This is a genomic window from Leptospira abararensis, assembly GCF_016918735.1.
Lineage (GTDB): Bacteria > Spirochaetota > Leptospiria > Leptospirales > Leptospiraceae > Leptospira_A > Leptospira_A abararensis.
The window spans coordinates 227,967-250,742 of the sequence record NZ_JAFFPR010000027.1 but is presented as its reverse complement, the minus strand read 5'-3'; the positions used below and the strand labels follow the sequence as shown (position 1 = coordinate 250,742).

23 protein-coding genes are annotated in these 22,776 nt (G+C 40.1%); 14 read left to right on the top strand and 9 right to left on the bottom strand.

What is annotated here, in order from left to right; genetic code table 11:
• From JWG40_RS09420 to rsfS, 4 genes are read left to right on the top strand one after another with little or no spacing between them, the layout of a single operon-like run.
• Positions 1-612 carry a nicotinate-nicotinamide nucleotide adenylyltransferase gene (locus JWG40_RS09420; RefSeq protein ID WP_205285538.1) on the top strand — a complete coding sequence of 204 codons (612 nt, stop codon included), beginning with the start codon at positions 1-3 and terminating at the stop codon, positions 610-612.
• Positions 609-1,226, top strand: a complete 618-nt coding sequence (yqeK, locus tag JWG40_RS09415) for a bis(5'-nucleosyl)-tetraphosphatase (symmetrical) YqeK (protein ID WP_205285537.1) — start codon at positions 609-611, stop codon at positions 1,224-1,226. The genes JWG40_RS09420 and yqeK overlap by 4 nt, the downstream gene beginning before the upstream one ends.
• Positions 1,216-2,373: a LytR C-terminal domain-containing protein gene (locus JWG40_RS09410; protein ID WP_205285536.1), complete on the top strand. Its 1,158-nt coding sequence runs from the start codon at positions 1,216-1,218 to the stop codon at positions 2,371-2,373. The genes yqeK and JWG40_RS09410 overlap by 11 nt, the downstream gene beginning before the upstream one ends.
• A 1-nt stretch (position 2,374) precedes the next feature.
• The gene (gene rsfS / locus JWG40_RS09405; RefSeq protein WP_002974064.1) at positions 2,375-2,740 is read left to right on the top strand and encodes a ribosome silencing factor; all 366 of its coding nucleotides are present in this window, start codon (positions 2,375-2,377) and stop codon (positions 2,738-2,740) included.
• On the opposite strand, the gene JWG40_RS09400 is transcribed toward rsfS, so the two are convergent.
• Positions 2,727-4,787 (bottom strand): thioredoxin domain-containing protein, encoded by a 2,061-nt coding sequence (locus tag JWG40_RS09400; RefSeq protein WP_205285535.1) that lies wholly within the window; start codon positions 4,785-4,787, stop codon positions 2,727-2,729. The genes rsfS and JWG40_RS09400 overlap by 14 nt on opposite strands.
• Positions 4,788-5,037: 250 nt before the next feature.
• On the opposite strand from JWG40_RS09400, the gene JWG40_RS09395 reads away from it, so the two are divergent.
• From JWG40_RS09395 to JWG40_RS09385, 3 genes are all read left to right on the top strand, one after another.
• On the top strand, positions 5,038-6,600 hold the full coding sequence (locus JWG40_RS09395) for a TolC family protein (protein WP_205285637.1): 1,563 nt from the start codon (positions 5,038-5,040) through the stop codon (positions 6,598-6,600).
• The gene (locus JWG40_RS09390; RefSeq protein WP_205285534.1) at positions 6,597-7,778 is read left to right on the top strand and encodes a M20 metallopeptidase family protein; all 1,182 of its coding nucleotides are present in this window, start codon (positions 6,597-6,599) and stop codon (positions 7,776-7,778) included. Before JWG40_RS09395 ends, JWG40_RS09390 begins: the two co-directional genes overlap by 4 nt.
• A 70-nt stretch (positions 7,779-7,848) precedes the next feature.
• Complete coding sequence (locus tag JWG40_RS09385; protein ID WP_205285533.1) at positions 7,849-8,607, top strand: enoyl-CoA hydratase/isomerase family protein; 759 nt, start codon at positions 7,849-7,851, stop codon at positions 8,605-8,607.
• A gap of 18 nt (positions 8,608-8,625) precedes the next feature.
• On the opposite strand, the gene JWG40_RS09380 is transcribed toward JWG40_RS09385, so the two are convergent.
• The 4 genes from JWG40_RS09380 to JWG40_RS09365 are packed head-to-tail and all read right to left on the bottom strand — an operon-like array spanning position 8,626 to position 12,596.
• On the bottom strand, positions 8,626-9,084 hold the full coding sequence (locus JWG40_RS09380) for a MarR family winged helix-turn-helix transcriptional regulator (protein WP_205285532.1): 459 nt from the start codon (positions 9,082-9,084) through the stop codon (positions 8,626-8,628).
• A 34-nt stretch (positions 9,085-9,118) separates the two neighbouring features.
• On the bottom strand, positions 9,119-10,438 hold the full coding sequence (locus JWG40_RS09375; RefSeq protein WP_205285531.1) for an aminopeptidase P N-terminal domain-containing protein: 1,320 nt from the start codon (positions 10,436-10,438) through the stop codon (positions 9,119-9,121).
• Positions 10,435-11,496, bottom strand: a complete 1,062-nt coding sequence (waaF, locus tag JWG40_RS09370) for a lipopolysaccharide heptosyltransferase II (RefSeq protein ID WP_205285530.1) — start codon at positions 11,494-11,496, stop codon at positions 10,435-10,437. Before waaF ends, JWG40_RS09375 begins: the two co-directional genes overlap by 4 nt.
• On the bottom strand, positions 11,496-12,596 hold the full coding sequence (locus tag JWG40_RS09365; protein WP_205285529.1) for a thiolase family protein: 1,101 nt from the start codon (positions 12,594-12,596) through the stop codon (positions 11,496-11,498). Before JWG40_RS09365 ends, waaF begins: the two co-directional genes overlap by 1 nt.
• Positions 12,597-12,675: 79 nt before the next feature.
• On the opposite strand from JWG40_RS09365, the gene bfr reads away from it, so the two are divergent.
• From bfr to JWG40_RS09345, 4 genes are read left to right on the top strand one after another with little or no spacing between them, the layout of a single operon-like run.
• The gene (bfr, locus tag JWG40_RS09360; RefSeq protein WP_205285528.1) at positions 12,676-13,152 is read left to right on the top strand and encodes a bacterioferritin; all 477 of its coding nucleotides are present in this window, start codon (positions 12,676-12,678) and stop codon (positions 13,150-13,152) included.
• Positions 13,153-13,205: 53 nt separating this feature from the next.
• On the top strand, positions 13,206-14,282 hold the full coding sequence (locus JWG40_RS09355) for a THUMP domain-containing class I SAM-dependent RNA methyltransferase (RefSeq protein ID WP_205285527.1): 1,077 nt from the start codon (positions 13,206-13,208) through the stop codon (positions 14,280-14,282).
• A complete protein-coding gene (locus JWG40_RS09350; protein ID WP_205285526.1) occupies positions 14,279-15,424 on the top strand; it encodes an acetylglutamate kinase in 1,146 nt (381 codons plus the stop codon). Before JWG40_RS09355 ends, JWG40_RS09350 begins: the two co-directional genes overlap by 4 nt.
• 7 nt (positions 15,425-15,431) lie before the next feature.
• Positions 15,432-15,782, top strand: coding sequence for a DCC1-like thiol-disulfide oxidoreductase family protein (locus tag JWG40_RS09345; RefSeq protein ID WP_205285525.1), 351 nt, complete (start codon positions 15,432-15,434; stop codon positions 15,780-15,782).
• On the opposite strand, the gene JWG40_RS09340 is transcribed toward JWG40_RS09345, so the two are convergent.
• The 3 genes from JWG40_RS09340 to JWG40_RS09330 are packed head-to-tail and all read right to left on the bottom strand — an operon-like array spanning position 15,772 to position 18,643.
• A complete protein-coding gene (locus tag JWG40_RS09340) occupies positions 15,772-16,449 on the bottom strand; it encodes an iron-containing redox enzyme family protein (protein WP_205285524.1) in 678 nt (225 codons plus the stop codon). The two genes, JWG40_RS09345 and JWG40_RS09340, sit on opposite strands and share 11 nt — an antisense overlap.
• Entirely contained in the window at positions 16,446-17,441 is a 996-nt protein-coding gene (locus tag JWG40_RS09335; protein ID WP_205285523.1) for a D-alanine--D-alanine ligase family protein, read from the bottom strand. Before JWG40_RS09335 ends, JWG40_RS09340 begins: the two co-directional genes overlap by 4 nt.
• The gene (locus tag JWG40_RS09330) at positions 17,438-18,643 is read right to left on the bottom strand and encodes a KamA family radical SAM protein (protein WP_205285522.1); all 1,206 of its coding nucleotides are present in this window, start codon (positions 18,641-18,643) and stop codon (positions 17,438-17,440) included. Before JWG40_RS09330 ends, JWG40_RS09335 begins: the two co-directional genes overlap by 4 nt.
• Before the next feature lie 82 nt (positions 18,644-18,725).
• On the opposite strand from JWG40_RS09330, the gene JWG40_RS09325 reads away from it, so the two are divergent.
• The 3 genes from JWG40_RS09325 to JWG40_RS09315 are packed head-to-tail and all read left to right on the top strand — an operon-like array spanning position 18,726 to position 21,473.
• Positions 18,726-19,370 carry an HAD family hydrolase gene (locus JWG40_RS09325; protein WP_232369277.1) on the top strand — a complete coding sequence of 215 codons (645 nt, stop codon included), beginning with the start codon at positions 18,726-18,728 and terminating at the stop codon, positions 19,368-19,370.
• A 34-nt stretch (positions 19,371-19,404) separates the two neighbouring features.
• Positions 19,405-20,223 carry a GerMN domain-containing protein gene (locus JWG40_RS09320; protein WP_205285520.1) on the top strand — a complete coding sequence of 273 codons (819 nt, stop codon included), beginning with the start codon at positions 19,405-19,407 and terminating at the stop codon, positions 20,221-20,223.
• Between the two features lie 38 nt (positions 20,224-20,261).
• Positions 20,262-21,473, top strand: a complete 1,212-nt coding sequence (locus JWG40_RS09315) for a GGDEF domain-containing protein (protein ID WP_232369276.1) — start codon at positions 20,262-20,264, stop codon at positions 21,471-21,473.
• A gap of 152 nt (positions 21,474-21,625) precedes the next feature.
• Here JWG40_RS09315 and mqnC read toward each other — a convergent pair whose 3' ends face one another.
• The gene (gene mqnC, locus JWG40_RS09310; RefSeq protein WP_205285519.1) at positions 21,626-22,735 is read right to left on the bottom strand and encodes a cyclic dehypoxanthinyl futalosine synthase; all 1,110 of its coding nucleotides are present in this window, start codon (positions 22,733-22,735) and stop codon (positions 21,626-21,628) included.
• Between the last annotated feature and the right edge of the window lie 41 nt (positions 22,736-22,776).

Here is a 22,776-nt window from a genome sequence, read left to right as displayed (position 1 = left end):
ATGGACGTTCTTTTTTTTGGAGGAAGTTTTAATCCCCCTCACCGGGGACACCGCCACGTGATTGAGACGATTTCCAAGTCTTTCCCTGAAGCCCTTCTCTATATTTGTCCCAATTTTGTTTCTCCGTTTAAGTTAGGGGAAAAAGCTTTTACAGCTGAAGAAATTTGGAAACTTTGTTTGGCGGAATTTGAAGGATTTTTATCCCGAAAAGTAATTCTTTGGGACAAAGAAATCAAAGAGCCAACCGTAAGTTATACGATAGATAGTCTAAACTCACTGCAGTCCCTCTACCCCGATGCGCAAATTTCTTTGGTAATTGGCGAAGACAATTTAAATTCTTTTGATAAATGGAAATCATATATTGACATCCTAAAAGCCACCAAACAAATCATTGTTGTACGAAGAGATAGCCCTTACCCAAAAGAAATTTTAATCCCCTCTTTTTTCCCGAAATCCCAAGTTCTCGTTTTGGAGAACCCGATTCTTCCTATGAGCAGCAAAGAAATTCGAAAAATGTCCCTAGGAGACTGGGTCGAACCCTTTGTTTTGCCTAAAACCAGAGAACTTGCCGTTCGGTTTTTAAATGAAAAACAAGGAGATATTTTTTTATGAATCCATCTCCTTTCGCATCACTAGAAGACTGGACGGAATTCTTTACAGAAGAAGTTCCCATTCAAGTCACGGATATTCGTTTCCAACATATTTTGCGGGTGGCAAAGTATGCTGAGTCCTTAGCCAAAACCCATAGTTATCCTTATCCTAAAAAAGCCTATCTTGCAGGACTCTGCCATGATATCACCAAACAAAAAAAAATGGAGATCCATACCCAGTTATTTCGGGAATTTGACTTTGCTTCAGAAGGAATTCCTTCGCAGGCCCTTCATGCTTTTTCCGCGCCTTTATGGCTAGAGAGAGAATATGGTTTTGTCGATTCTGAGATCGCAAAAGCCATCTCTTCTCATACCCTCGGAAACCCAGAACCATCTTTCTTGGACAAAATTTTGTATGCAGCTGATTTTTTGGGTTCCGACTATGCTTTCAAACAACCGGAGCTTTCGATCTGGATTCAGAAAACAGAGGAAAACCTAGACTACGGTGTTTTTATGAAAGCGTTTCAAACGATTTCCTTTCTTATGGAAAAAAAAGAAGTCATTCATCCTTATACAATCAATATGTACAACCAATCTGCTAAAAATCTAAAAGGAAACCAAATCGATGTTACGTGAACCTCCTAAAAAACAAACAATCCCTGCAAAAACTCTTTTGATTGCAGCAGGGTCTTTCTTTTTAATAGCACTACTCTTTTTAATCTTCCGCTCCAAAGCGGGATTTTCTCTAGATCAAAAGTTTTCCCAAAGTAAAAGAATGCCGATCCTATTTTCCGTGTTAGGGGAAAAGGACGAATACCTATTTTCTCTCTATGCAGAATTTTACCCAAATGAAAAAAAGGCAGCCCTCTTCTTTGTGAATCCTAAAACCAGTTTTGATGATGGGGATAAATCTCTAAAAGAAAAAGGCAGTTCAGCTCCGTCCTATGTGGAATCTGTTTTAGAAGATACTTTAGATTCCAATATCCCCTTTAAAATTGTTTGGACGAAAGCTCAGTTTCAAAATTGGGTCAATTTACTTGGTGGACTCAATCTTTTTTTTGAACCAAAGTCTCTTCACATAACAAAAAACTACGCAAGGAACAAACAAACCTATATTTTAGATGGGGAAGATACATTTGATTGGATGAGTTCTCTGGCAGATGAATCTATGATTTCCTATATCCGTCGTTTGGAGATCCAAGAAACGGTGCTCCTAACTGTCCTTGAAGCCATTCACGAAAAAAAGGACTTACTCGGAAAACAAAGGGTTGCTTATCTGCATTCTCAAATGACAACCAATCTCTCTCTAAAAGAATGGGAGACACTTGTCGATTTTTTGAAAAAAGAAAAGATTCACTTTGGTGTTTCTGAAGTTCCAGGAGAACCAATGGGACGCCCCAAATTCAAAGATGAAGTTTTAAAAGCAAATGAAGAGACGGTGAAAGTTGCTTTTCACAAATTTGCAAGCGAGCTCAGATCCCTTTCTTTTAGTGAGGGCGAAAGGGCAAGGATAGAAGTATTGAATGGAACACCTAAAAATGGGCTTGCCAGATACGGGAAGGTGCTTCTGAATGATAAGGGTCTGAAAGTTCTCTCCGTTGACAATGCCTGGGATTCTAGTTTTAAATCCAGTATCATCTTAAACCGCTCCGGAAACACACAGTACACGGATATTATCTCTGATACCTTCCAAGGACGAAGGGTTTACTTCGCTCTTAGGAAAGATCTGGGACTTGATGCCACCGTCATACTCGGGGAAGATTTTCAAAATTCCAAGGACTAAAATGCCGAACATCAGTGCAGAGACATTAGAACATCTCAAAAAAATCAAACAGACATTAATTGATAAAAAATGTGAAAATATCCAATTTTTGGATCTAAAAGACGTACATAGTTATCTTTCCTTATTTGTCCTTGCGACTGTCAAAACAGAAACACAAGGCAGGTCTTGTGCCAAAGACATCGATAAGTACATGAAACCTTTGAAATTGGCAGTCAAACGCCAAAACCTAGCCGACCTTCCGAAAGATGCCACAGGCTGGATTCTTCTCGATTACGGTGAAATTTGTGTTCATATCATGACAGACGAAATGAGAACCTACTATTCGTTAGATCGTCTTTGGGGTGATGCCGCTCCTATTGCTGTATAAGAGCGAGTGTTTCTTCCCAATTGTCCTTAGGCAATTCACAAGTAAAATTACGACATACATAAAACCGGAGACCGGAACCTGCATCCCTTCCCAAAAGAAGCTCTAGTTCCGACCCCAAACCCTTCGCTTTAGATTCCTCTAAGACCAACCAAACAAGATTGGGATCTTTGATTTCCCCTAATTTTCTCCTGATGGATTCTACTTCCCTAGGATTCTTGTCTTTGTATACCACAAGCACTTCCTTTGATGGGTATTGAAATTTCTGGAAGGCAGAAATCATAGAAGGATAACTCAGAGAGTTTTGAGTGAGTTCCGGTAGAAAGTAAGCAAAAATCGAATTTGCTTTCGATAACAAATCCACTTCTTTATATCCAAAGGAATGCAGGAGATGGAACAAGTGTAAGATGGTGGAATTTCCAGAAGGTTCCACTCCATCATAACCTTCCATGGTTCTCACGAGTAAATCTTCATTTCCATGAAAGGATTCATAAAAAGGTCCAACCTTGGATTCAAAATGGGAAAACAAATATTCCAATGACTGTTTTCCCTTTGCATAAGCCTCCAGGTTTTCATCCAATTGAAAAAGTTTAAAAGAGACCCAGATAAATTCGGCATAATCGGGAAGGTTCCCGAAGTATTTGGCCTCTCCTTCCCGGTAACGTCTGAGGATCGAACCGTCCGCACCGACTAAACTTTTGGTGAGAAAGGTATAAATTTTTTTGGCATCCGTTAAATACTCTATTTCGCCGGAGACTTCATAAGCCGATAGAAGGGCACGAATCCAAAGACAATTCCAAGAAGTTAACACTTTGTCATCCCGTAACGGACGAATTCTATGGCTTCGTTTTGCGAGTAACTTCGATTTCGCTGCCTCCAGTTTCTCTAAAAATTCTGGTTTGAAGTGGATTCCCTCAACAAAAGGATTTTTTCCCTTCCAATAGAGATTGAGGATGTTTTGGTGTTCAAAATTCCCTTCTTCAGTCACATTCCAAAATCCTTGGATTTCTTCCTCCGGGACGATTGTGTGGAATTCGGAATGTTCCCAAAGATAAAACTTTCCCTCTTCCCCTTCGGAATCTGCATCCTCCGCACTGGCAATGCCTCCCGACTCCAAAGTCATATCTCTTCTAATATAATTTACAATTTCTCCGATTACCTCTAAAAAGAAGGAATCACCAGTCGCCTTATAAATTAGAGATAGTGCTTCTACATATAAAGAATTGTCATACAACATCTTTTCAAAATGAGGTACAAGCCATTCATGATCAGTCGAATAACGGCAAATTCCGCCACCTACTTGGTCGTAAATCCCGCCAAACTTCATAGCATAAGCCGTGTTAAAGGCCATTTCCAATGCTCGCGGTTCTTTTTTTCGTAAACTGTAATCGACAAGAAAGCAAAGAGCCATACTGGGTGGAAATTTATTTACTGTATTTGTTTTGAATCCAAAATATTCTTTATCATAAACTTGGAGGTATCTTTCGAAATTTCTTTCAATGATTTCTGTTTCAGGAACTTTCCCTTCATTGGTTCTTGTTTCGTTGTCCCTTAGGTAATTTGTTAAATCTTCAGCAGCGGAAATGAGTTCTCCCCTTTGGTTTTTCCATGCTTCTGATACTAGGCGGAGAACCTCTTTGAAACTGCGTTTTCCGTAGCGATTTTCAGGAGGAAAATAGGTCCCACCGAGAATGGGTTCTTTTTTAGGAGTAAGAAACATATTAAGAGGCCAACCACCTTGGGTTCCCATCGCATGCAGAGCATCCATATAAATTTTATCGATGTCTGGTCTTTCTTCTCTGTCTAACTTGATGCATACGAAATCACGATTTAAGACTTCCGCTGTTGAATCATCTTCAAATGATTCCCGTTCCATCACATGGCACCAGTGGCAGGTCGAATATCCAATGGACAAAAGGATGACTTTATCCTCTTTTTGGGCTTTTTCGAAGGCTTCCGTTCCCCAGGGAAACCAATCTACGGGATTGTGTGCATGTTGTAACAGGTAAGGACTTTTTTCATGAACCAGACGATTCGGTTTTTTCGACATATTTGCCACAATGCACTCCCAGAAACTAATGTTTCTCCACCTAGCTTTTTACATTTTAGGTTGATTGACAACATTGATTTTTTCATCTTGTCTGAGTAAGGGGTTTAAGAAGTTTCCATTGAATCATAACATTTTTACTACCCCAGGTTTTTTCATAAATTCCCGAAAGTTGACCAGTTGGTTAATATCTTTTAGTCTCCTCAGTTTTCCCATTTTTGCGGAATCAGACTTTGAAGAAGACGTGAAACGAATGCAGCTTTCCCAGTGGGAAAACGGCAATACAATCCCTGATTCCCTCCAATCTGGCAGTGGACAAAGAAAACTACGTCTTAGCATTTCTCAGGCAATCGAACAGGTCATTGAGAACAATACCATTGTCCAAAATGCTAAATTAGAGATTGTGAAGGCAGATAGCCCCGAATGGAAAAATGAATCCAAATACAGTTGGAAGGCATTGGCCAGTATCCAATCCTCCAAACAACTTTTTCCCGATAACCGAAACAACATCTTTGCCGGAACGATTCGTTCCCAAGATAAAATCTCTGCAGGTATCGAAAAACAGTTTAAAACCGGTACTTATTTCAAAACAGAAATCAGTACCATTCGTTATGATGTAAACGCATTTGAAAATCCCAATTCACAGACTGCTGGATTTGGAAGTTTGCTTGCCGCTCCCCCCATGTATACGGGTGCACTTTCTGCCACCCTCTCTCAAGAGCTCCTCAAATATGGATTTGGTAAAACCGAAGCAGATAGAGAAAAACTTCTGAAAAATCAAACCTTACTTGTGCGAGAAAACTATATCAATATCTTAACACAACTTGTAGTAAAGATTCTCGTAGACTACTGGTCTCTTAGTATAGTGGATTCGCGTATCGCCACTTATGAAAAGGTTTCTAAAAACACAGAAGAGATTCGTCGTCTGACCTTACGTAAAACAGGACTTGGACTTTCAGAAGGATTTGAAGTCAACCAATGGAACCAGGCCTATTTACGAACCCAATCGTTACTTGAAAAAGCAAAAGTAGATCGAATTGAAGCCGAAAGAAATCTAGTTCGGATTCTGAATGTAGATACAGGCTCCTCAATTGAAGGTGTCACCGACTTAAGTGAAACCTTACCTACAGGAATCGATTTAAAAGCAGACAAAGAATATGCTCTTTCCCGTAGGACGGACTACCTCATCTTAAAAAGAGAAAGAGAAATTGCCAAACTAACTTTGAACACAGCTCTTGCAGAAGATGATCCTTCTCTCCTTGCCACATTTTCTTATAGTTCCATTGGACAAAATTTCCTTTCTCCTCAGGACAACTTCATTGCTCGCCAAAGAGGAATTACCTCTTTCAATTACCCGCAAATTGTAGCTGAGTTAAAGATGTCTTATCCTCTCTGGGATTTGGGAATCAAAGCAGGAATTCGAGATGCAGAAACTAATCTCAAAGTAAACGAGATGAAAATCCAAAACTTGGAACAAGAAATCACCCAAGAAATTGACAACCGTCATGAGGCGCTGATTGCAAGCCATGCCCTTCTGAAAGACCTAATGAAAACTCGTAAAGAAACGGAAATTTTTTACAATGGGCTTATGGAACGATTTCGGCAAGGCCGTTATACGGCTGTTAACGTAAAAAATGCCTTGGATAGTTTGGCGAATGTGGAGCTTGCTGTCACACAGGCAAAGATCAATTTTAATATTAATTTAGTTCGTTATGAGTTGGCAAAAAATTCTCTTTTTGAGAAATATGGACTCGATCTCTATTCTATTTTGGAAGAAGTCGAAAAGAGAGCCAAACAAGAAACCGACAAATTATGAAATCCTATCCCAAAGAGCGTAAAGAGGAGATGGTTCGTTACAGACGGACCTTCCACCAGTTCCCCGAACTCAAATATGAAGAAAGGGAAACGGCCTCTTTTGTTAAGATTCATTTGGAATCTCTCGGATTTCAGGTAGAATCAGGGATTGCGGAAACGGGTCTTGTTGCCCTTTTTGATTCTGGAATTCCTGGAAAAACCATCCTTGTTCGTGCTGATATGGACGCCCTTCCCATTCATGAAGAAAATACTCACGAATACAAAAGTAAAACACCAGGAAAGATGCATGCTTGTGGCCACGATGGGCATACGAGCATCCTTATGGCTCTTTCTTCCGAATTAAAAACTTCATTTTCTGAATTTGTTCCGAAAGGTCGTGTTCTTCTCTGTTTCCAACCTGCAGAAGAAGGCGGCTCTGGAGCCGATCGAATGATAGCCTCGGGGATTTTGGACCGGTACCAAGTGGATTCCGTATTTGCCCTTCATGTTTGGAACCATATTGATCTCGGAAAAGTGGGCGTTGTGAACGGAACCATGATGGCTTCGGTGGATGAATTCAAAATCACAGTGAAGGGAACTTCTGGTCATGGTGCCATGCCCCAACATACAGTGGATCCCATTATTGTGGGTTCTCACTTAGTGACAGCACTGCAAACTCTGGTCTCTCGAAACGTAGACCCTCTGGAACCATGTGTAGTAACAGTGGGATCCTTTCATTCGGGAAATGCTTTTAATGTGATTCCCGAAACTGCCACTCTCCACGGAACGGTAAGAACCTATTCCAAATCAGTATACGAAATGATTCCGAAACGGATGGAGTCACTTGTCGAACAGGTTTCTGCTGGGTTCGGTGCGAAAATTGACTTCGAGTACAACCGCGTTGACAAACCTACCATCAACGATCCTGCTATGGCTGATATCGTCAGAATCGCCGCAAAAAATGTTCTAGGAGAAGACTCTCTCACAGAAGAAAATACTCGAACCATGGGGGGAGAAGATTTTTCTGCCTTTCTTATGGAACGCCCTGGATGTTATTTTTTTATCGGATCTAGGAATGAATCCAAGGGACTGGTCCACCCACACCATAGCTCTTTTTTTGATTTCGATGAAGATGCCCTTCCCATTGGCCTTGCGGTTATGAAAGAAGTCATCAAAACTTACCTTTTAAATTCCAAATAAAGAAAATTACTCTTGTCCTTTTTGACCGTCGTTTCATTAGTTAGACATCTAACCATTTTAGAGGATTCATATGATTTCATTCGAAGAAGTAGACGGAACCGGTTTTATCCGATTGGGGATCAATGACAAGAACAGTTTTTCCAATGAATCGTTTTTGGCGTTGAAGAAGGCTATTCAATCAGCAAAGGAATCTAATTCCAAAGTTATTGTTTTAAAAAGTGATTCTCCTGGGAGTTTTTCTTTGGGTCTTGATTTAACGACTGTCAGCACCATGGATATGTCGAAAGACCTTGCATCTTTTTTAAGTCTGTTTTATGAAAATTTAAAGGGATTATATACACTTCCTGTTCCGACCATTGCGGAAATTTCAGGTCATGCTCTCGGTTATGGCGCGATGTTGGCCCTTGTTTGCGACTACCGTTTTGTCACAGAAGACATTCGTTTTGGATTGCCGGAAGTAAAAATTGGAATCCAAGTTCCTTCCTTTATTTATGCACTGATGGGAGAAGCTGTAGGTTATGATGCGGCAAAACGCCATGTTCTTTTAGGCGATGCTTTTAAAGCAAAAGAGATGCCCAATTTGTTTGAAGAGATTGTCGAAACAGAAGATGATCTAAAGAAAAAATCTAAATCTTTGCAAACCAAACTAAAAAAGAATTCTCTTTCTGCTATGAAAGATACAAAGTCAGGGATTTTATCTGTCCAAAAGGATCTATTGGCACTTATAGAAACAGATATCAAGGCAACCATCCAAAGTATCCAATCTAAAGATGCTCAGGAAGGAATTTCTGCTTCTGTGCAAGTAAGAAGGCCAGTTTTTACTTCCTAAGGATTCCCTTCTTTTCGTTTAACTTTCTTTTTTATTTCGTATGTGTTTGTATATTTGATCGAGGATAGGATACAAAATATCCTCGTTTTCTTTAGAGATTCCCCAGGTTTGTAAGGAAAGTAGTTTTGCCGAAATTGTAACTATTTTTTGGCGAATTTTTTTCCCATCCTTTGATAACAGAAGGGCCCATTCCCTTCCATCGCTTGGAGAAGGATTTCTTTCCACAAGACCTTCCTTTACCAAACGATTCACAAGTACAGTACAGGTTGGCTTCGTTTTCTCAATGGTTTTAGCTACTTGCGTCATATTGATAGGAACCGAACTTCTCAAAAGAAAAGTTAGGATCTCAAAATGGGAAGTAGTAAGGCCTGGATAACCTAACTTCTCCATCTCTAAACGGACAATTTCTGCAATTTCAGAACTAATCCGATCAAAGTAACGAACCGATCGAAAACGTTTCGGTAGTTCTCTAGTCATAAACAAAAGACTTGTCTATCAATGATTTTATCCTCTAGGCCTTTAAAGCTTCAATTTCGGAAATTTCTTTGGGGATAGATTCCGTTAAGTTGATAGGAGTTTTTCCGTGAATCAGAATATCATCTTCGATACGAATACCAATCCCTCTAAATTCTTTAGGAATGGTATCGTCAGACGGATCAAAATAGAGTCCAGGTTCTACCGTGACTACCTGACCATCTTTCAGTGGTCTTGATTTTCCTTCTAAAAAATACCTTCCCACATCATGTACATCCATTCCCAAGTAATGACCGGTTCTATGCATATAGAACTTTCTGTAAGTTCCCTTTTCTATGATTTCGTCTAAACTTCCTTTTAAAAAACCCATTTCTCGCAAACAATCTGAGAGGAAACGAACGGTTTTTTCATGAACTTCATTGAAAGGAGTTCCTACCACAGAGTTATGGATCGCATTTTTTTGAGCATACAGAACAACTTCATACACAGTTTTTTGGGCCTCCGTGAATTTTTTTCCAACAGGAAAAACCCGTGTCACATCAGCAGTATAATAATTCCATTCGGCACCGGAATCGACAAGAACCAAGTCCCCATCTTTTAGAATGTCATCATTACTTACATAATGAAGGATACAGGCGTTTTTTCCTGCGGCCACAATATGACCATACCCACCACCAATGGATCCATACTTTAAATATTCCTGATCGAGAAGTGCTTCCAACTCATATTCATACATTCCTGGTTTACTTTCTCGCATAATGCGCATATGGCCAAGTTTTGTGACCTCGGCTGCATTTTTTAGGAGGGAAATTTCTTCTTTGGATTTGGTTAATCTTTCTTCGTGTAAAAAATTAGGATGTTCGATCCGGTGCGGGCCAAACTTTCCTTCTCGGGCGCGTTCCGAGAGATTACGGCATTCTGTAATCAGTTCTCGGTCTCGGTCAGGATTCTCCCCAAAAAAATAATAAAGAGTATGGTTTCCAATAAGAATTGCTGGCTTTTGTTTTTCCCATTCCGTCAGGTCATAAGTGAAATCTAAACCTAACATTGATTTGATTTTTTCTTTCCCAAGTCGAATCCCAGTCCAAATTTCTTTTTCTTTATCCTTTGGCAAACAAAACATTCCTGCCGTATCCTTGGTGATGGCTAGGATAGAATCTTCTTCAGTGATTCCGGTTAAATAGTAAAAGTCTGAGTTTTGACGGAATTTATACTCCACATCTCGGTTTCGAATTTTATGACTTGCAGCAAAGAGTAAAAAGATCTCACCCAACTTTAATTTCTTTTGGATGTTTGTGATCCTGCTCTGATATAATCTTCCATTATAATCTTTAGTTTTTTTATCAGGCAACTTCATGGTTTAATGACTTCCTCTAAGGCTTCAAAGATACGCACAGGGTTTTGGTCCATCATACAACGGAAATGCCCTTCAGGACAAATCCTACCTCCGTGGATCCCACAGGGCCTACAGTTTAGACCCTGCACTTCCATTATTTTATGTCGATCAGAAAGACTTCCGTAACCAAAAGCGGGAATGGTTGCTCCATACAACATAACTGTCGGTGTATTAAAAGCGGAAGCAAAATGAATGGGACTGGAATCATTTGAAATAATAGCTTTGGAGTTTTTTATCCAAACCATTAGTTCTTTTAAATTCGTTTTTCCGACAAGGGATAACAAACGACTCCGTTCCCGAAGTTGTAAAGGTTCGGTTTTCATCAGCCGAAAGATTGTATTTTCGATCTCTAAATCTGCTTTGCTACCAATCAGAATGACTGTTTCTTTTCGTTTACGAAGAATCTGAGTGATGACACTCACAAATTTTTCTTCGGGCATCCGTTTGGTTTCCCAAAGTGAAGATGGTGCAATTAAGATATAACCTTCTTCATTGGTTAAGATTTCTTTCTTTTTTGTAAAAAAAGATTCTTCTTCGGTTACGCTAGGAAATAAATAAGGTCTTCTTTCTCTTCCAATTGGAAAATCGTATTCTTCAAATAATAGGGAAAATAGTTTTTCTACTTCATGAGGACCTTGTTTGGGTCTTTGTACTGTCTTTGTATGTAAAAATGAAAAACCAGATTCTTTGTAGCCAATACGGATAGGAGCTCTAGTGAGATAAGAGAGTAAACTGGAACGAAAAGAAAAATGAGCTGAGTATACCTTATTAAAATTTTCTTTTTTTAATAAACCAGCAAAGTGCAAAAAGGCGAAAGGATTTCTTTTGATCTTTTTTTTATCCAAAGACCAAACTCTTGTTAAATCTGGATTATTATCCAGAACAGACTCTGTACCAGCATTTACCAATACATGGACTTCTGCTCCCGGATGTTCTGTTTTTACCGCATGGAAAAACGAAGTAGATAGGACCAAATCTCCTAAGAAGGCTGTCTGGATGATCAGTATTTTTTCGGGCATCACGCTCTTTCTAGTATCGACACAAAGTTGTTTGTAGCAAGTCCACCTATACTTTGTGCTACTGCCAACCGCTTTTCCGGCCATTCCTCAAAGAACCGGCAAAGTTCGACAATTTGTGCCAGGCCCGAAGCACCCACAGGATGACCCCTTGATTTAAGTCCCCCAGAAGAATTGATCGGGATTTTCCCTTTCGGATGGGTGAGCCCTGCTTTCACTTGGAATAAAGCCTCTCCCCGCTTGAAAAAACCAGCATCTTCGGCTCCGACAAGCTCAAAAGGAGTGAATGCATCATGTAATTCGGCGAAATCGATGTCTTCCGGTGAAACACTTGCTTCTTCATAGGCTTTCGCAAAAGCTATTTGGTTGGCAAGGAAACTAGGTTCTGCAGAAGAAAGAAACGGTGCCGTTCCCGAGCCCATTCCCTTGACTACAACCGAACTAGGATCTTTGGAAAGCACAAGAGCCGCTGAGCCATCGGAAAGTGGTGAGATATCATACAAACCCAAGGGACTGGAAATCATGGGTTGGGATTTGTAATCTTCCCAGGTTAGCTTCTTTTTGATATGTGCCTTGGGGTTATGAAATCCGTTGTCATGGAGTTTTTTCGAAATCGCAAACAAATCATCTTCTTTATATCCATAATCGGCTAAATATTTTCGGGTGATCATTGCACCACCTTGGGCCATGGACATCCCCAAAGCCTTTTGCGAATCAGAGAGGACAGAACCTAACAAAAGATTATTTTCTTCTCGACTTAGTTGTGACATTACCTCCGTAGCAATCACCAGTCCATGGTCAAATCTACCACTGAGAATTAAATTCACTCCCAATTGAAAGGCAGCCGCTCCAGAGGAAGATGCGGTTTCTATCCTTACCGAATACAAATCACGAAGTCCAAGCCGACTGGGAAGTTTTGCAGACAAATGGTACTCTTTGTTATATGAATCTGGAGAAAAACTAGCATAGATAATAAACTGAATTTTGTGAGATTGAAACTCATGTACAGATTGTTTTGCGGTCGCAAAGGATAAATCCAATTGGGATCCTTTGTGTTTTCCGAATACACTCAATGAGGGATTGTGAATGTAAACTTTCTTCATACGAATAGAGTTTACGCTTGCCTATTCTATGAAAACCAATTATCTTTCCAATTGAACGCAATAAAATGAGGCCACCCATATGAAGGGAAAGAAAGAAGTAATCGACATTTTAGCGGAAGTTCTCACAGCAGAACTCACAGCCATCAATCAGTATTTTATTCATGCAAAACTCTGTAAAAATTGGGGATATTTGGAACTCGCTGATTACCTCAGAAAAGAGTCCATTGAAGAGATGAAACACGCCGACGAAATCATCGAAAGGATTTTGTATTTCGATGGAATTCCCGACCTTCAAAAATACTCAAAAATCAATGTTGGACAAACTGTTCCCGAGATGTTGGAGCATGACTTACAATTGGAATACGGTGCGGTGGAAAGACTCAATCGAGGAATCGATATTTGTGTTGCCGCAAAAGATAATGGAACCAGGGAACTTTTAGAGAAGATTCTTGTTTCTGAAGAAGAACATATTGATTGGATAGAAACTCAAAAGTCCATTATTGAATCTATCAGTATCCAAAACTACTTAGCTCAGAAATTAGGAGACTCGGAATAAAACCTACTCACCCTACTTACCATGCCATTTGCGGAGAGGGCCTTTCTCCGCTTTTGGAATCCGAATTAAAATCACATCGCCTTAGAATTGATAGTTCCAACCGAGGTGGAGTCTTCTTTTCCGGAAAAAAGGAAGACGTCATTGATTTTGCCATCCATACAAAATTTGCTTCACGTATCAACTTACAGTTATTGCACGAAAATGCTGATGACTATGATGAATTTTATACCAAAGCAAGTGAACTTCCTTGGGAAAAATATATCGGTCCAGAAGTTAGTTTTCGTATTGATGCAGAAACAAAAGACAAACTGAGAAATTCTGAATTTACCATGCATCGTATGAAAGATGCAGTTCTCGACAGACTTCGTAGCAAAAAAATTCCACTTCCGGAAATAGAAAAAAGAATGGCCGATATCACCATTGTGGTTAGGTCTCATACCGACAAGTTTAGTATCGAACTTTCCTTTTCGGGAGATCCTGTGGGCAGACGAGGTTATCGTTTATTCGCTGGAAATGCACCTGTGCGTGAACCGATAGCCCAAGCGATGTTAGAAATGTCTGGATGGAAAGAAGGAAACTCTTTAGTGGATCCTATGTGCGGATCAGGAACCATTCTCATTGAAGCAGCACTCAGAGAACGCCTGTATGGTGAAATCAACCGGTTTTTATTTGCGGAATCTCCTGTGTTTCAAATTCTATTTCCTACTTATGTGTTTTCGGAAAGAAAAAAAGAGAAACCAGAGTCACCTCACCTTTTCGGATTTGATGTGGATCCAGAAGCCATTCGCATAGCAAAGGAAAACGCTTACGAAGCAGGTGTGGAAGATTTTGTAAAATTTGAAGTGGGAGATTGTTTAGAGCTCAAAAATAATTTTGGACCGGTAGGACATGTGGTAACAAATCCGCCTTACGGGGACCGGATCGGAAAACCAATGGAAGATTTGCGTGAGATGTACTTTCAATTTGGAAGGGTCATCAAAAATGAGTTTGGTGGTTGGAAATTTACAGTTTTATCCGCAGATTTCTCACTCCTTGGAAAATTTGGTCTGAAAGAAAATTCCCACTTAAGTTTAAAACATGCAAACCTAAAAGCAAAGATTGTGGATTACGAAATCCGTGGGGGGAAATGAATTCCAAAGACGTACTCAGCCGAGTCTTTGAAATCACAAGGGATCCAAGAGATGGGCTTCTATTCTTAAAAGAATTCCAGTCTCTTTCCCCAGAATCCTTTGCCATTCTTTATGCAGACTCCGAAACCATATTTGAAAGTTCTGAAGCCCTTTTCTCCGATTTGAAGTTACTCTACCAATTGGATTTATTTCCTTTTGTTGTTTTAGAAGTGGATAGTTTCCAGTATCTAAAAGTTTTTTTTCCTTTAGAGCAAATGAATGCTGAAGGAGAAAAAAGTTTAGGTTTTACCTATCAAGTAATGGATCGTAACCAACCACTGAAAGAGGCAGTGAAAGAAAGCATTCGTCAGAAAAAAATTCCCATTCTCCTTTGGGATGATGATACGGAAAAACTCTCTGCACTCCTAGATCGGTGCAGGTCCATCCTTCACTCTTCAAAAGTCATTTATGTTTCGATTGATGGTCCGCTGAAAGATCCAATTTCTGGCAAAGTAAAATCCATTGTACAAAGAGATAAAAGTTTTTCTCTACCAGAAGGGACTACCCTCTCTAGGTCACAGGAAGAATTTGTAAATCTGTCGGAAGATCTATTATCCAAAATCGAAGACCCAAAATTTAGTATTGTAATCACTTCCCCCTTCACCCTACTTACAGAGCTTTTTACGGTCAAAGGAAGCGGAACTCTTGTTAAGCGAAAAAACAAAATTAAAGTCTGCCATTCTACCGAGGATGCAGATATGAAACGAGTGTTCCAACTCATTGAGGAATCTTTCGGAAAACCTTTAAAACCAGATTTCTACAAAACAAAATTTGATGTTCTATTTTTAGAAGAATCTTACAGGGCCTGTGCCTGGATGCAAAAAACGGAACATGGCTACTTGTTATCTAAGTTTGCGGTCAATGGTGTGGCAAGAGGGGCAGGAGTCGGACGAGACATCTGGGATCAAATTCTCGAACATTGCCGACCGCTTTTTTGGCGCAGTAAACCCGACAACAATATCAATAAATGGTATATGTCTGTAGCTCAAGGAATTGAAAAAGACGAAAGTTGGTATTACTATTGGTTGGGACTCGACAGGTCTCTCATTCCTGCCACCATACAAACGTTAAAAGAGCAGCCCGAAGATTTTTTCCCTAAATAAATAGTTTATGCAAACCCCAAAATCTATATTAATCTATGATGGAAACTGTAATTTTTGTTCGCGGCTTGCCAAATCCATTCGAGAAAAAACAAACGAAAAGATAGCCATTCTTTCTTATCATAAACTATCAAAGTTGGAACTGGAATCTATCCACAAGCAGCTCACAAACGAACTCTGTGCGGGAGAGGTTCAGTTCATTGAAGAAGGAAATCGTTACCCTGGTTTTTTTGCAATCAGACAAATCCTTTGGAAGATGGACCAATACAAATATTTTGCCTTTCTTTTGTATTTGCCTTTAATTCCATTTATGGGTATGGCCGCTATGTATCTTTTGAAACGATTTCGTTCTAAACTTTAGTTAGTCGTTCTCTATCCAAACGAGAAAGTCCTGTATAAAAATCCTCTCTGGCGGCAAGAGCGAGTAAATTTCCTTCCAACACTTGGCTTTTAGAATCTTCCGTAGTTGCCGTTTCTCCAATGAGATCAAACATCCTTTGGCTATGGCCTTCATCAGCATCCAAATTCACTTGGAAAAACTTCCCTTCAGGTAAGGCCATTTCAGTTTTTAATTTCCGATATGCGTTTGCTATTTGCGAATATTCTAGTTTTAGAAGGTATTCATTCGCTGGACCAAGGGCCCCAAGCCCATAGAAAAAACCTTTTCCAATGATGGATTCCATTTTATCCAAATAAGTTTTTGTTTCAGGTAGAAGTTTATGATTGGAAAAGTCAAAGTTTAATTTTGTTAAAAACTCGGTAAGGATAGAAACATGGGTATCAGAAATTTTCCCTTCGCCTAATTCCCCCCATATGTTTTCTACAAGGACGATCTTTGCATTTTGGTCTCTTGTTTTTGCTGCTACTTGCAAAAACCAATCCACAAAGCCAATGGATACAAAGTATTCTTGGCTAAGCCATAAAATTAAGTCACTAAAACTCATAGTAATCTTTCGTTCTAATAACCACTGCGACTTAAGTACTGGATGGGTTTCCACATCCTTTTTTAAAGTTTCTATTAAGTTCATACGTTTCGATCCTTTGCATATTGATAACGAAAATGATAATTGTATTCTTCAAACCCCAATTCCAAACAATGGTTTAAAAGTTCAGAATAAGTTTTTCCCATATTTTCCCATAACAAGGGCAAGGTGGAGTAAATGGATGAAAATCCAGGAGTGGCATTGACTTCCAGAAGGTAAACTTCTTCTTTTTCTAGTTTAAAATCCAAACGAATGTATCCGGAACTCCCTAAGAGCTCTGCCACTTTTAAGGAATAGAACTGGAGTGAATTCGAGAGCTCCGAAGGTACATGGAAGTCTAATGATTCTAGAAAACTTTCTTTGGATTTGACAAGGTCACTGTAAACAGAACCGGGATAGTCCACAAAGGCTGGTGGGGTGGCTTGGTAATTGCCTTGATTTCCAAGAACGGCAATGGTCAGTTCTCGACCGGACAGGTAAGTTTCAGCAAGTAAACTTGGATATATTTCTAAGAGTTCGGAGGTTACCCGTGTAAAATCATCGTTCTGATCAATCCGGTTATTTTCTCCGATGCCAAGACTCGAACCTTCCCCGTTAGGTTTTAGAAATAAGGGAAATGGGATCTTAGGAGTGTCGTTTGGACTTAGGATAAGCTGCGAATCCGCTGTAGGAATTCCAAAGGTTTTTAGGAATAGTTTTGTTTTGTATTTATCTAGAGTTAAGGTTTGCACCGAAGCCGAACTTCCCGTATGCGGGATTGCCAAATATTCGCATAACGCAGGTATGTAAGCCTCTCGATTTGGAGAATGATATCCTTCGACGAGATTCCATACAATCCAGTTCTTTCTATCGTTTGGTGGAATGTTTGTTAGAACTGAGGCAATTTCAGTTGGATGAGATAAAACCGCAACATCATAGCCTAGTTTCTGAATGGTATCTTCCATATTCAGAATCGTTTCTTTTGATTCCCATTCTTGGCATAACTCTGGAGTTTTCGGATCATAAAGATCACAAGCCAAAACCACTGTACGCTTCATAATCCCAATTTCTCCCATAGAGAATCGCTAATGACGGGATAATACGATTCTCTATCAGAACCAACAGGTTCAAAGGAAAGGTGAATTTTTTTTGTGACTGCAGAACGGAAGGCATGTTGGCGTGTTTTCGGATAGTATCCTAAATACCAATTAGGGGCGATTGTGATCTTTCCGCCACCCCCAGGTAAATCATTTACAAATTGGGGAATCCCCATGCCTCCAATTTTTCCGCGCATATACTCTACAATTTCTATCCCACGAGCAAGCGGGGTTCGAAACCCCCTGGAACCTGGAATGAGTTCTGGATCATAAAGATAATAGGCGCGAACTCTCATCTCTAATAATTTTTTATGGAGGCTGAGCATTACCTCTTCCTCATCATTAATTCCTTTTAATAAAACAGATTGGTTTCCCACGGAAACTCCGGCTTTTAACAACCGAAGGATGGCTTCCTTGGATTCTTTTGTACATTCTTTGGGATGATTGAACTGAGTGTTACAAAAAATGGATAGATTGTCATCATTATAGGTTTCTATGATTCTGCACAAATTATCCGTTATGCGAAAAGGCAAGGTGACAGGATTTCTTGTCCCTAGCCTACATATTTTTACATGGGGAATAGAATGAAGTTCCGATAAAATCCACTCCAATCGAGAATCTGCTAAGTTCAGTGGGTCTCCTCCACTAATCACAACATCTTCAATTTCTTTGTGATTACGAATGTAATCAAAGGCCTTTTCTAAATCTCCCTTTTCCATTCGTTCTTCACTGGAGGATACCTTACGACCCCGCATACAATGACGACAATACACACTACAAGAATGGTTGGAAAATAAAAGAACCCGATTGGGATACATATGAGTGAGTCCACGAACAGGGCTTAGGCGTTCTTCATCTAAGGGATCAGCACTTTCTTCCGAAGAAAGGACTGCTTCTTCCGAGCAAGGAACAATCATCCTGCGAATCGGGCAACTGGGATCTAAAGGGTCTGAAAGCGCCAGGTAATATGGTGTTGTGGATACATGCAGGCGGATCGTCTCACGAATTCCTATTTCTTCCGATTCTGTAAGCACAAAGTATTTTGAAAGGTCTTCGCCTTTGATTCTGTTTTGCAACTGTGAGGTTGTATCCGTCCAATTTGTCCGGGAAAACAACTCACTCCGCGCCTTAAGAACTTCTGATAAACTGCTTTGCACGAGCATAACTTCCAATTCCTTACTTGCCAAGAGACCACCAAATTCTTTTCTGGTGGTAATGCAAGAAAACCGCCTGGGGGAAATCCGCATGGTCGCCTTCGATGTCGATGGGACCTTATTTTCCTCAGAATCCATAATCTTTAAGACCTATGTGCAGGCAATCGAAGAGTTTGCAAGCAAGACGGGAAAAATCACGTCCTTACCCAGTCATGACCAGATTATGAATGAAATTGGAAAACCAGTGCGAACGATTTTTGCGAATCTCTTGCCTGACCTTCCCGAATCCGAACGTGATATGATTTCTGGAAGAGTTCTAGACCTTCTCTGTGACGCCATCCGAAGCGGTGGTGGAGATTTTTATGCGGGAGTTGGATCCACCATCCATTATCTAAAAGAGAAGGGATACACCATCACTTGTGCATCCAATGGAAGGAAGGCCTATATCGAAACGGTTTTAGACACGGCAGGAGTTTTACAATACTTCGAACCAATCGTTGTCATCAACCAGGACACCATCCATACCAAAGGTGAAATTCTTGCCGAATATGTTCGTAAGTACAATTTAGAACCAAGTTCCATTGCAATGATTGGCGATAGACATAGTGATTGGGAAGCTGCCAGACAGACTGGCTGCCCTTTTGGATTTTGTACCTATGGCCACGGCCTTCCCGGCGAAATTCCCGATTTTGAATGGAAATTTGACGATTTACCGACCCTAAAAGAGTTTTTTTAAACCCTCTTTTTGTTCTTCCTCCGACATTTATAGTGTGGCGGTACTTCCCCAAATCCAAGAAGACAAATGGAAATCTTTACGCTATTTGCTTGGCGGAATTTTTCTTGTACTCGTTCTTATTGAAAAATCTATGGGTTTTGATCCGAAAACGGGCGGAAATTTTTTTCCCAAACAAGGATTTCGCAACATAGGAAAGACCCAAGAAAAATCTAAATTTGCCGAGCCCACAGATCCTTTTGCCAAAGAAAACTGGGAAGATGATTTGAATTGGGAAGAAGAAGTTCTCACACAGACTTTTCCTGATTCCGACCCCAAAACAAAACCACGCCAAAAATTAGTTGATGATACCATACCTGAGATCACTCTTCCAGAAGACAGGTTCCCTGGCGCCGGCAAACGTCTGCAGGCGGATGCGGGTTACTTATCCGTTTATTTTTTGAAATTTTATGGAACGGGAAAAAATAGCCAATCGCAACTGGTAAAACTTTCTCGGGAATTCCCAGGGGGAGATCCCATTCCTTTTTTATTCCAAGAACTCACAAAAGGTCCGAACCCTGAAGAAAAGGGCAAAGGAGTCCTATCTGCTTTATCCAAACGTATCCGAATGGAACCAAATTATCGATTGGAAAACGGAATTCTTCATATCTCTGTTTCCGAAGACATAAGTTACGGCGGGAGTATGGAGATCTTAAAAGATCGATTAGACCAAATTGTTTTTACTATGGTAGGTAATTTTGGAATCAAAGCAGTTGTTCTTTATTCCAATGGAGAACGAATTCGCACTTTGGGGAGTGATGGTTTGACGATCCCAGAAGTTCTTGCCAAATCCCAAAGAAAGGTCATCATTTTTTGATCCGGTAAATGGTTTACAGATGCTAGAAGTATTGTATTTTGATTTTTGGTTCGCTCATGCGTAGGCATACATTCAAAAGGTATTTTTTTGTATTTCGTAAAATGTTTTTACGAACCTACCACCCGAGTTTCACCGCCACGAATATTTCAGATATAGGATCCTCTCTACAGATTTTCAGCGTGATGACGGCTTTTACCTCCATCATCTCTCTCCTTTTTGTGGATTCCCTCGTCAGAACCAAAGAAGCTAGTTTCTGGATCGCTTTTTTTCGGATCTCTTCTCTTGCGATCTGTTTCGTTGTTTATCTCTTTGGAAAAAAGAGAGTCAAACTTTACCAAAGACATATATACGGAATTACAAGTCTTGTACTCATAGCTCTCATCCTGCTCTATATTCCCATGATGGTATATGACAAACCGAACCATGCTTATTATTTATTTGGTTCTGCTATCGTTATTGCCAGTGCATCCATCCTATTATGGATTGAACCTTTTCGTATCCTTCTACTATCCACTTTATACATTGCTGTTTTTATCCCTCTGCATTTGAACTTCTCTAGAAGCCAAGGGTTTGATCGTTTTATTTTTTACCAGGATGTACTCATTGTTTCGTTTTTACTCGCATTCGGATTTGTAGCAAACCTTCTTATTAACTATTGGAGATTTGAAGAATACCGAGTCAAAGCTAGGCTTCGGATTACGGTTGGAAAATTACTTCGCATCAACCAAAAGATAGAAGATTTGTCTCGAGTGGACTCGATGACTGAGCTCTTTAACAGACGTCATTTGTTAGAACAATTTGATCTCTATAAAAAAAGATCCAACCGGGAAGGTTTTATTATTGGACTTGTGATTTTGGATCTTGACCGTCTAAAAGCGATTAACGATAAATATGGTCACAAACAAGGGGATCTTGCCATCCAAGCTTTTGCTAAAACGGTAAAGTCTAGGACAAGGATTACAGACATTGCCGCAAGGATTGGCGGCGATGAGTTTTGTCTTCTTGTTTCACCAATCGATAAAGAAGGATTACAAGTCCTTGCCGAATCCATTCGAGAAAAATTGGAACGTTTGCAAATCCCGATCCACAACCAACCAGGGGAATCTCTTACCTTAACGGTCTCAATTGGAGCCACACTCTTTCGTGCGGAAGACGATCCTAGTTTTGATGAACTCTACCACAAAATTGATACTGCCCTCTACACCTCAAAAAACGAAGGCAGAAATCGAATTACCCTGATCGAATCGTAAAAAAAAGAGTGACAGGTTTTAGGAAATTCTAAATAGTTGAAATTGAGACTGATTCTCAGTTTATGTCCATAACGGATAAGGTGTAAAATTTCAAAAGATGGGGGGAACACCCCGTCTTTTTTTTTGTCTTTAGTGGGGGTGGATCAGAAAAATCAATCCACTCCGACTTGGTTGCATTCGTATTCTTCCTCATAGAGTAAATTCCTTCGGATCGGTTGGAACCCCCCTTCTTTCAAGAATTTTCTGGCTTCCTTTTCTGTTTTGAGTCCAAAGGAACGAAGGACATTTTCTTCGATTACCACAGAAGAAATATCATCAGCTCCCGAATAGAGTGCGAGTTGCCCCACCCCTTTTCCAAGAACCATCACGGAAGTTTCCATGTGTTTGATATTATCTAAAAAGATGCGGCAGATTCCAAGGACCTTTAAGTATTCATGAGTCGGAACAGGTCTTACTTTAAAACGTTTGGTTTGTGGTTGGAAGGTCCAAGGGATAAAGGATAAAAATCCACCGGTCCGGTCCTGGAGGTCACGAACAACACTTAAGTGTTCAATCACTTCCTCTTCTGTTTCCTCCGATCCAAAAACAACATTCGCCGAACCGAGAAGTCCCACTTCATGACAAGTTTCCATAGCTCGTATCCACTCCGAAACAGTGGCTTTTTTGGGAGAGATGATTTGGCGCATTCTTTCGGTTAGAATTTCCGCACCAGCACCGGGAACCGAATCAAGCCCAGCTTCTTTCAAAATCAAAAGCACTTCTCTTAATGGCTTTCCAGTGATCGTTTCTAAATTGATGATTTCTACCGGGGAAAAGGCACGAATGTGCATCTTAGGATATTTCGATTTAACCGTGCGAATGACATCCAAATAATAATCGAAAGGAAGCTCTGGATACACTCCCCCTTGCAGGAACATTTGGTCTGCTCCTTCCTCCACAGCGTAGTCCATTTTTTGTAAGATATCCTCTTTCGAAAGAACATAACCTTTTCCATTCCCAATTTCATCCATAAAGGAACAAAAGCTGCATTCTACATTACAATAGTTCGTATAATTTACGACTCGGAACATGGTATAACTGGCTTCTGTATGGGGCCTTACCTTTTCACGTAAGTACCGAGCCACCATCTGGATTTTTAAAAAATCCGCTTCCTTGTAGAGGAGAACGGCTTCTTCTGGGGAGATACGTTTCCCTGCAACCGCATTTAAAAGGACAGCTTCGGACGGATCATTTGGATTCAAGGAAAACGAGTCTAAATTCATGGTCTCTACCTACTTGGACAGGAAATCTTCCTACAGATCCC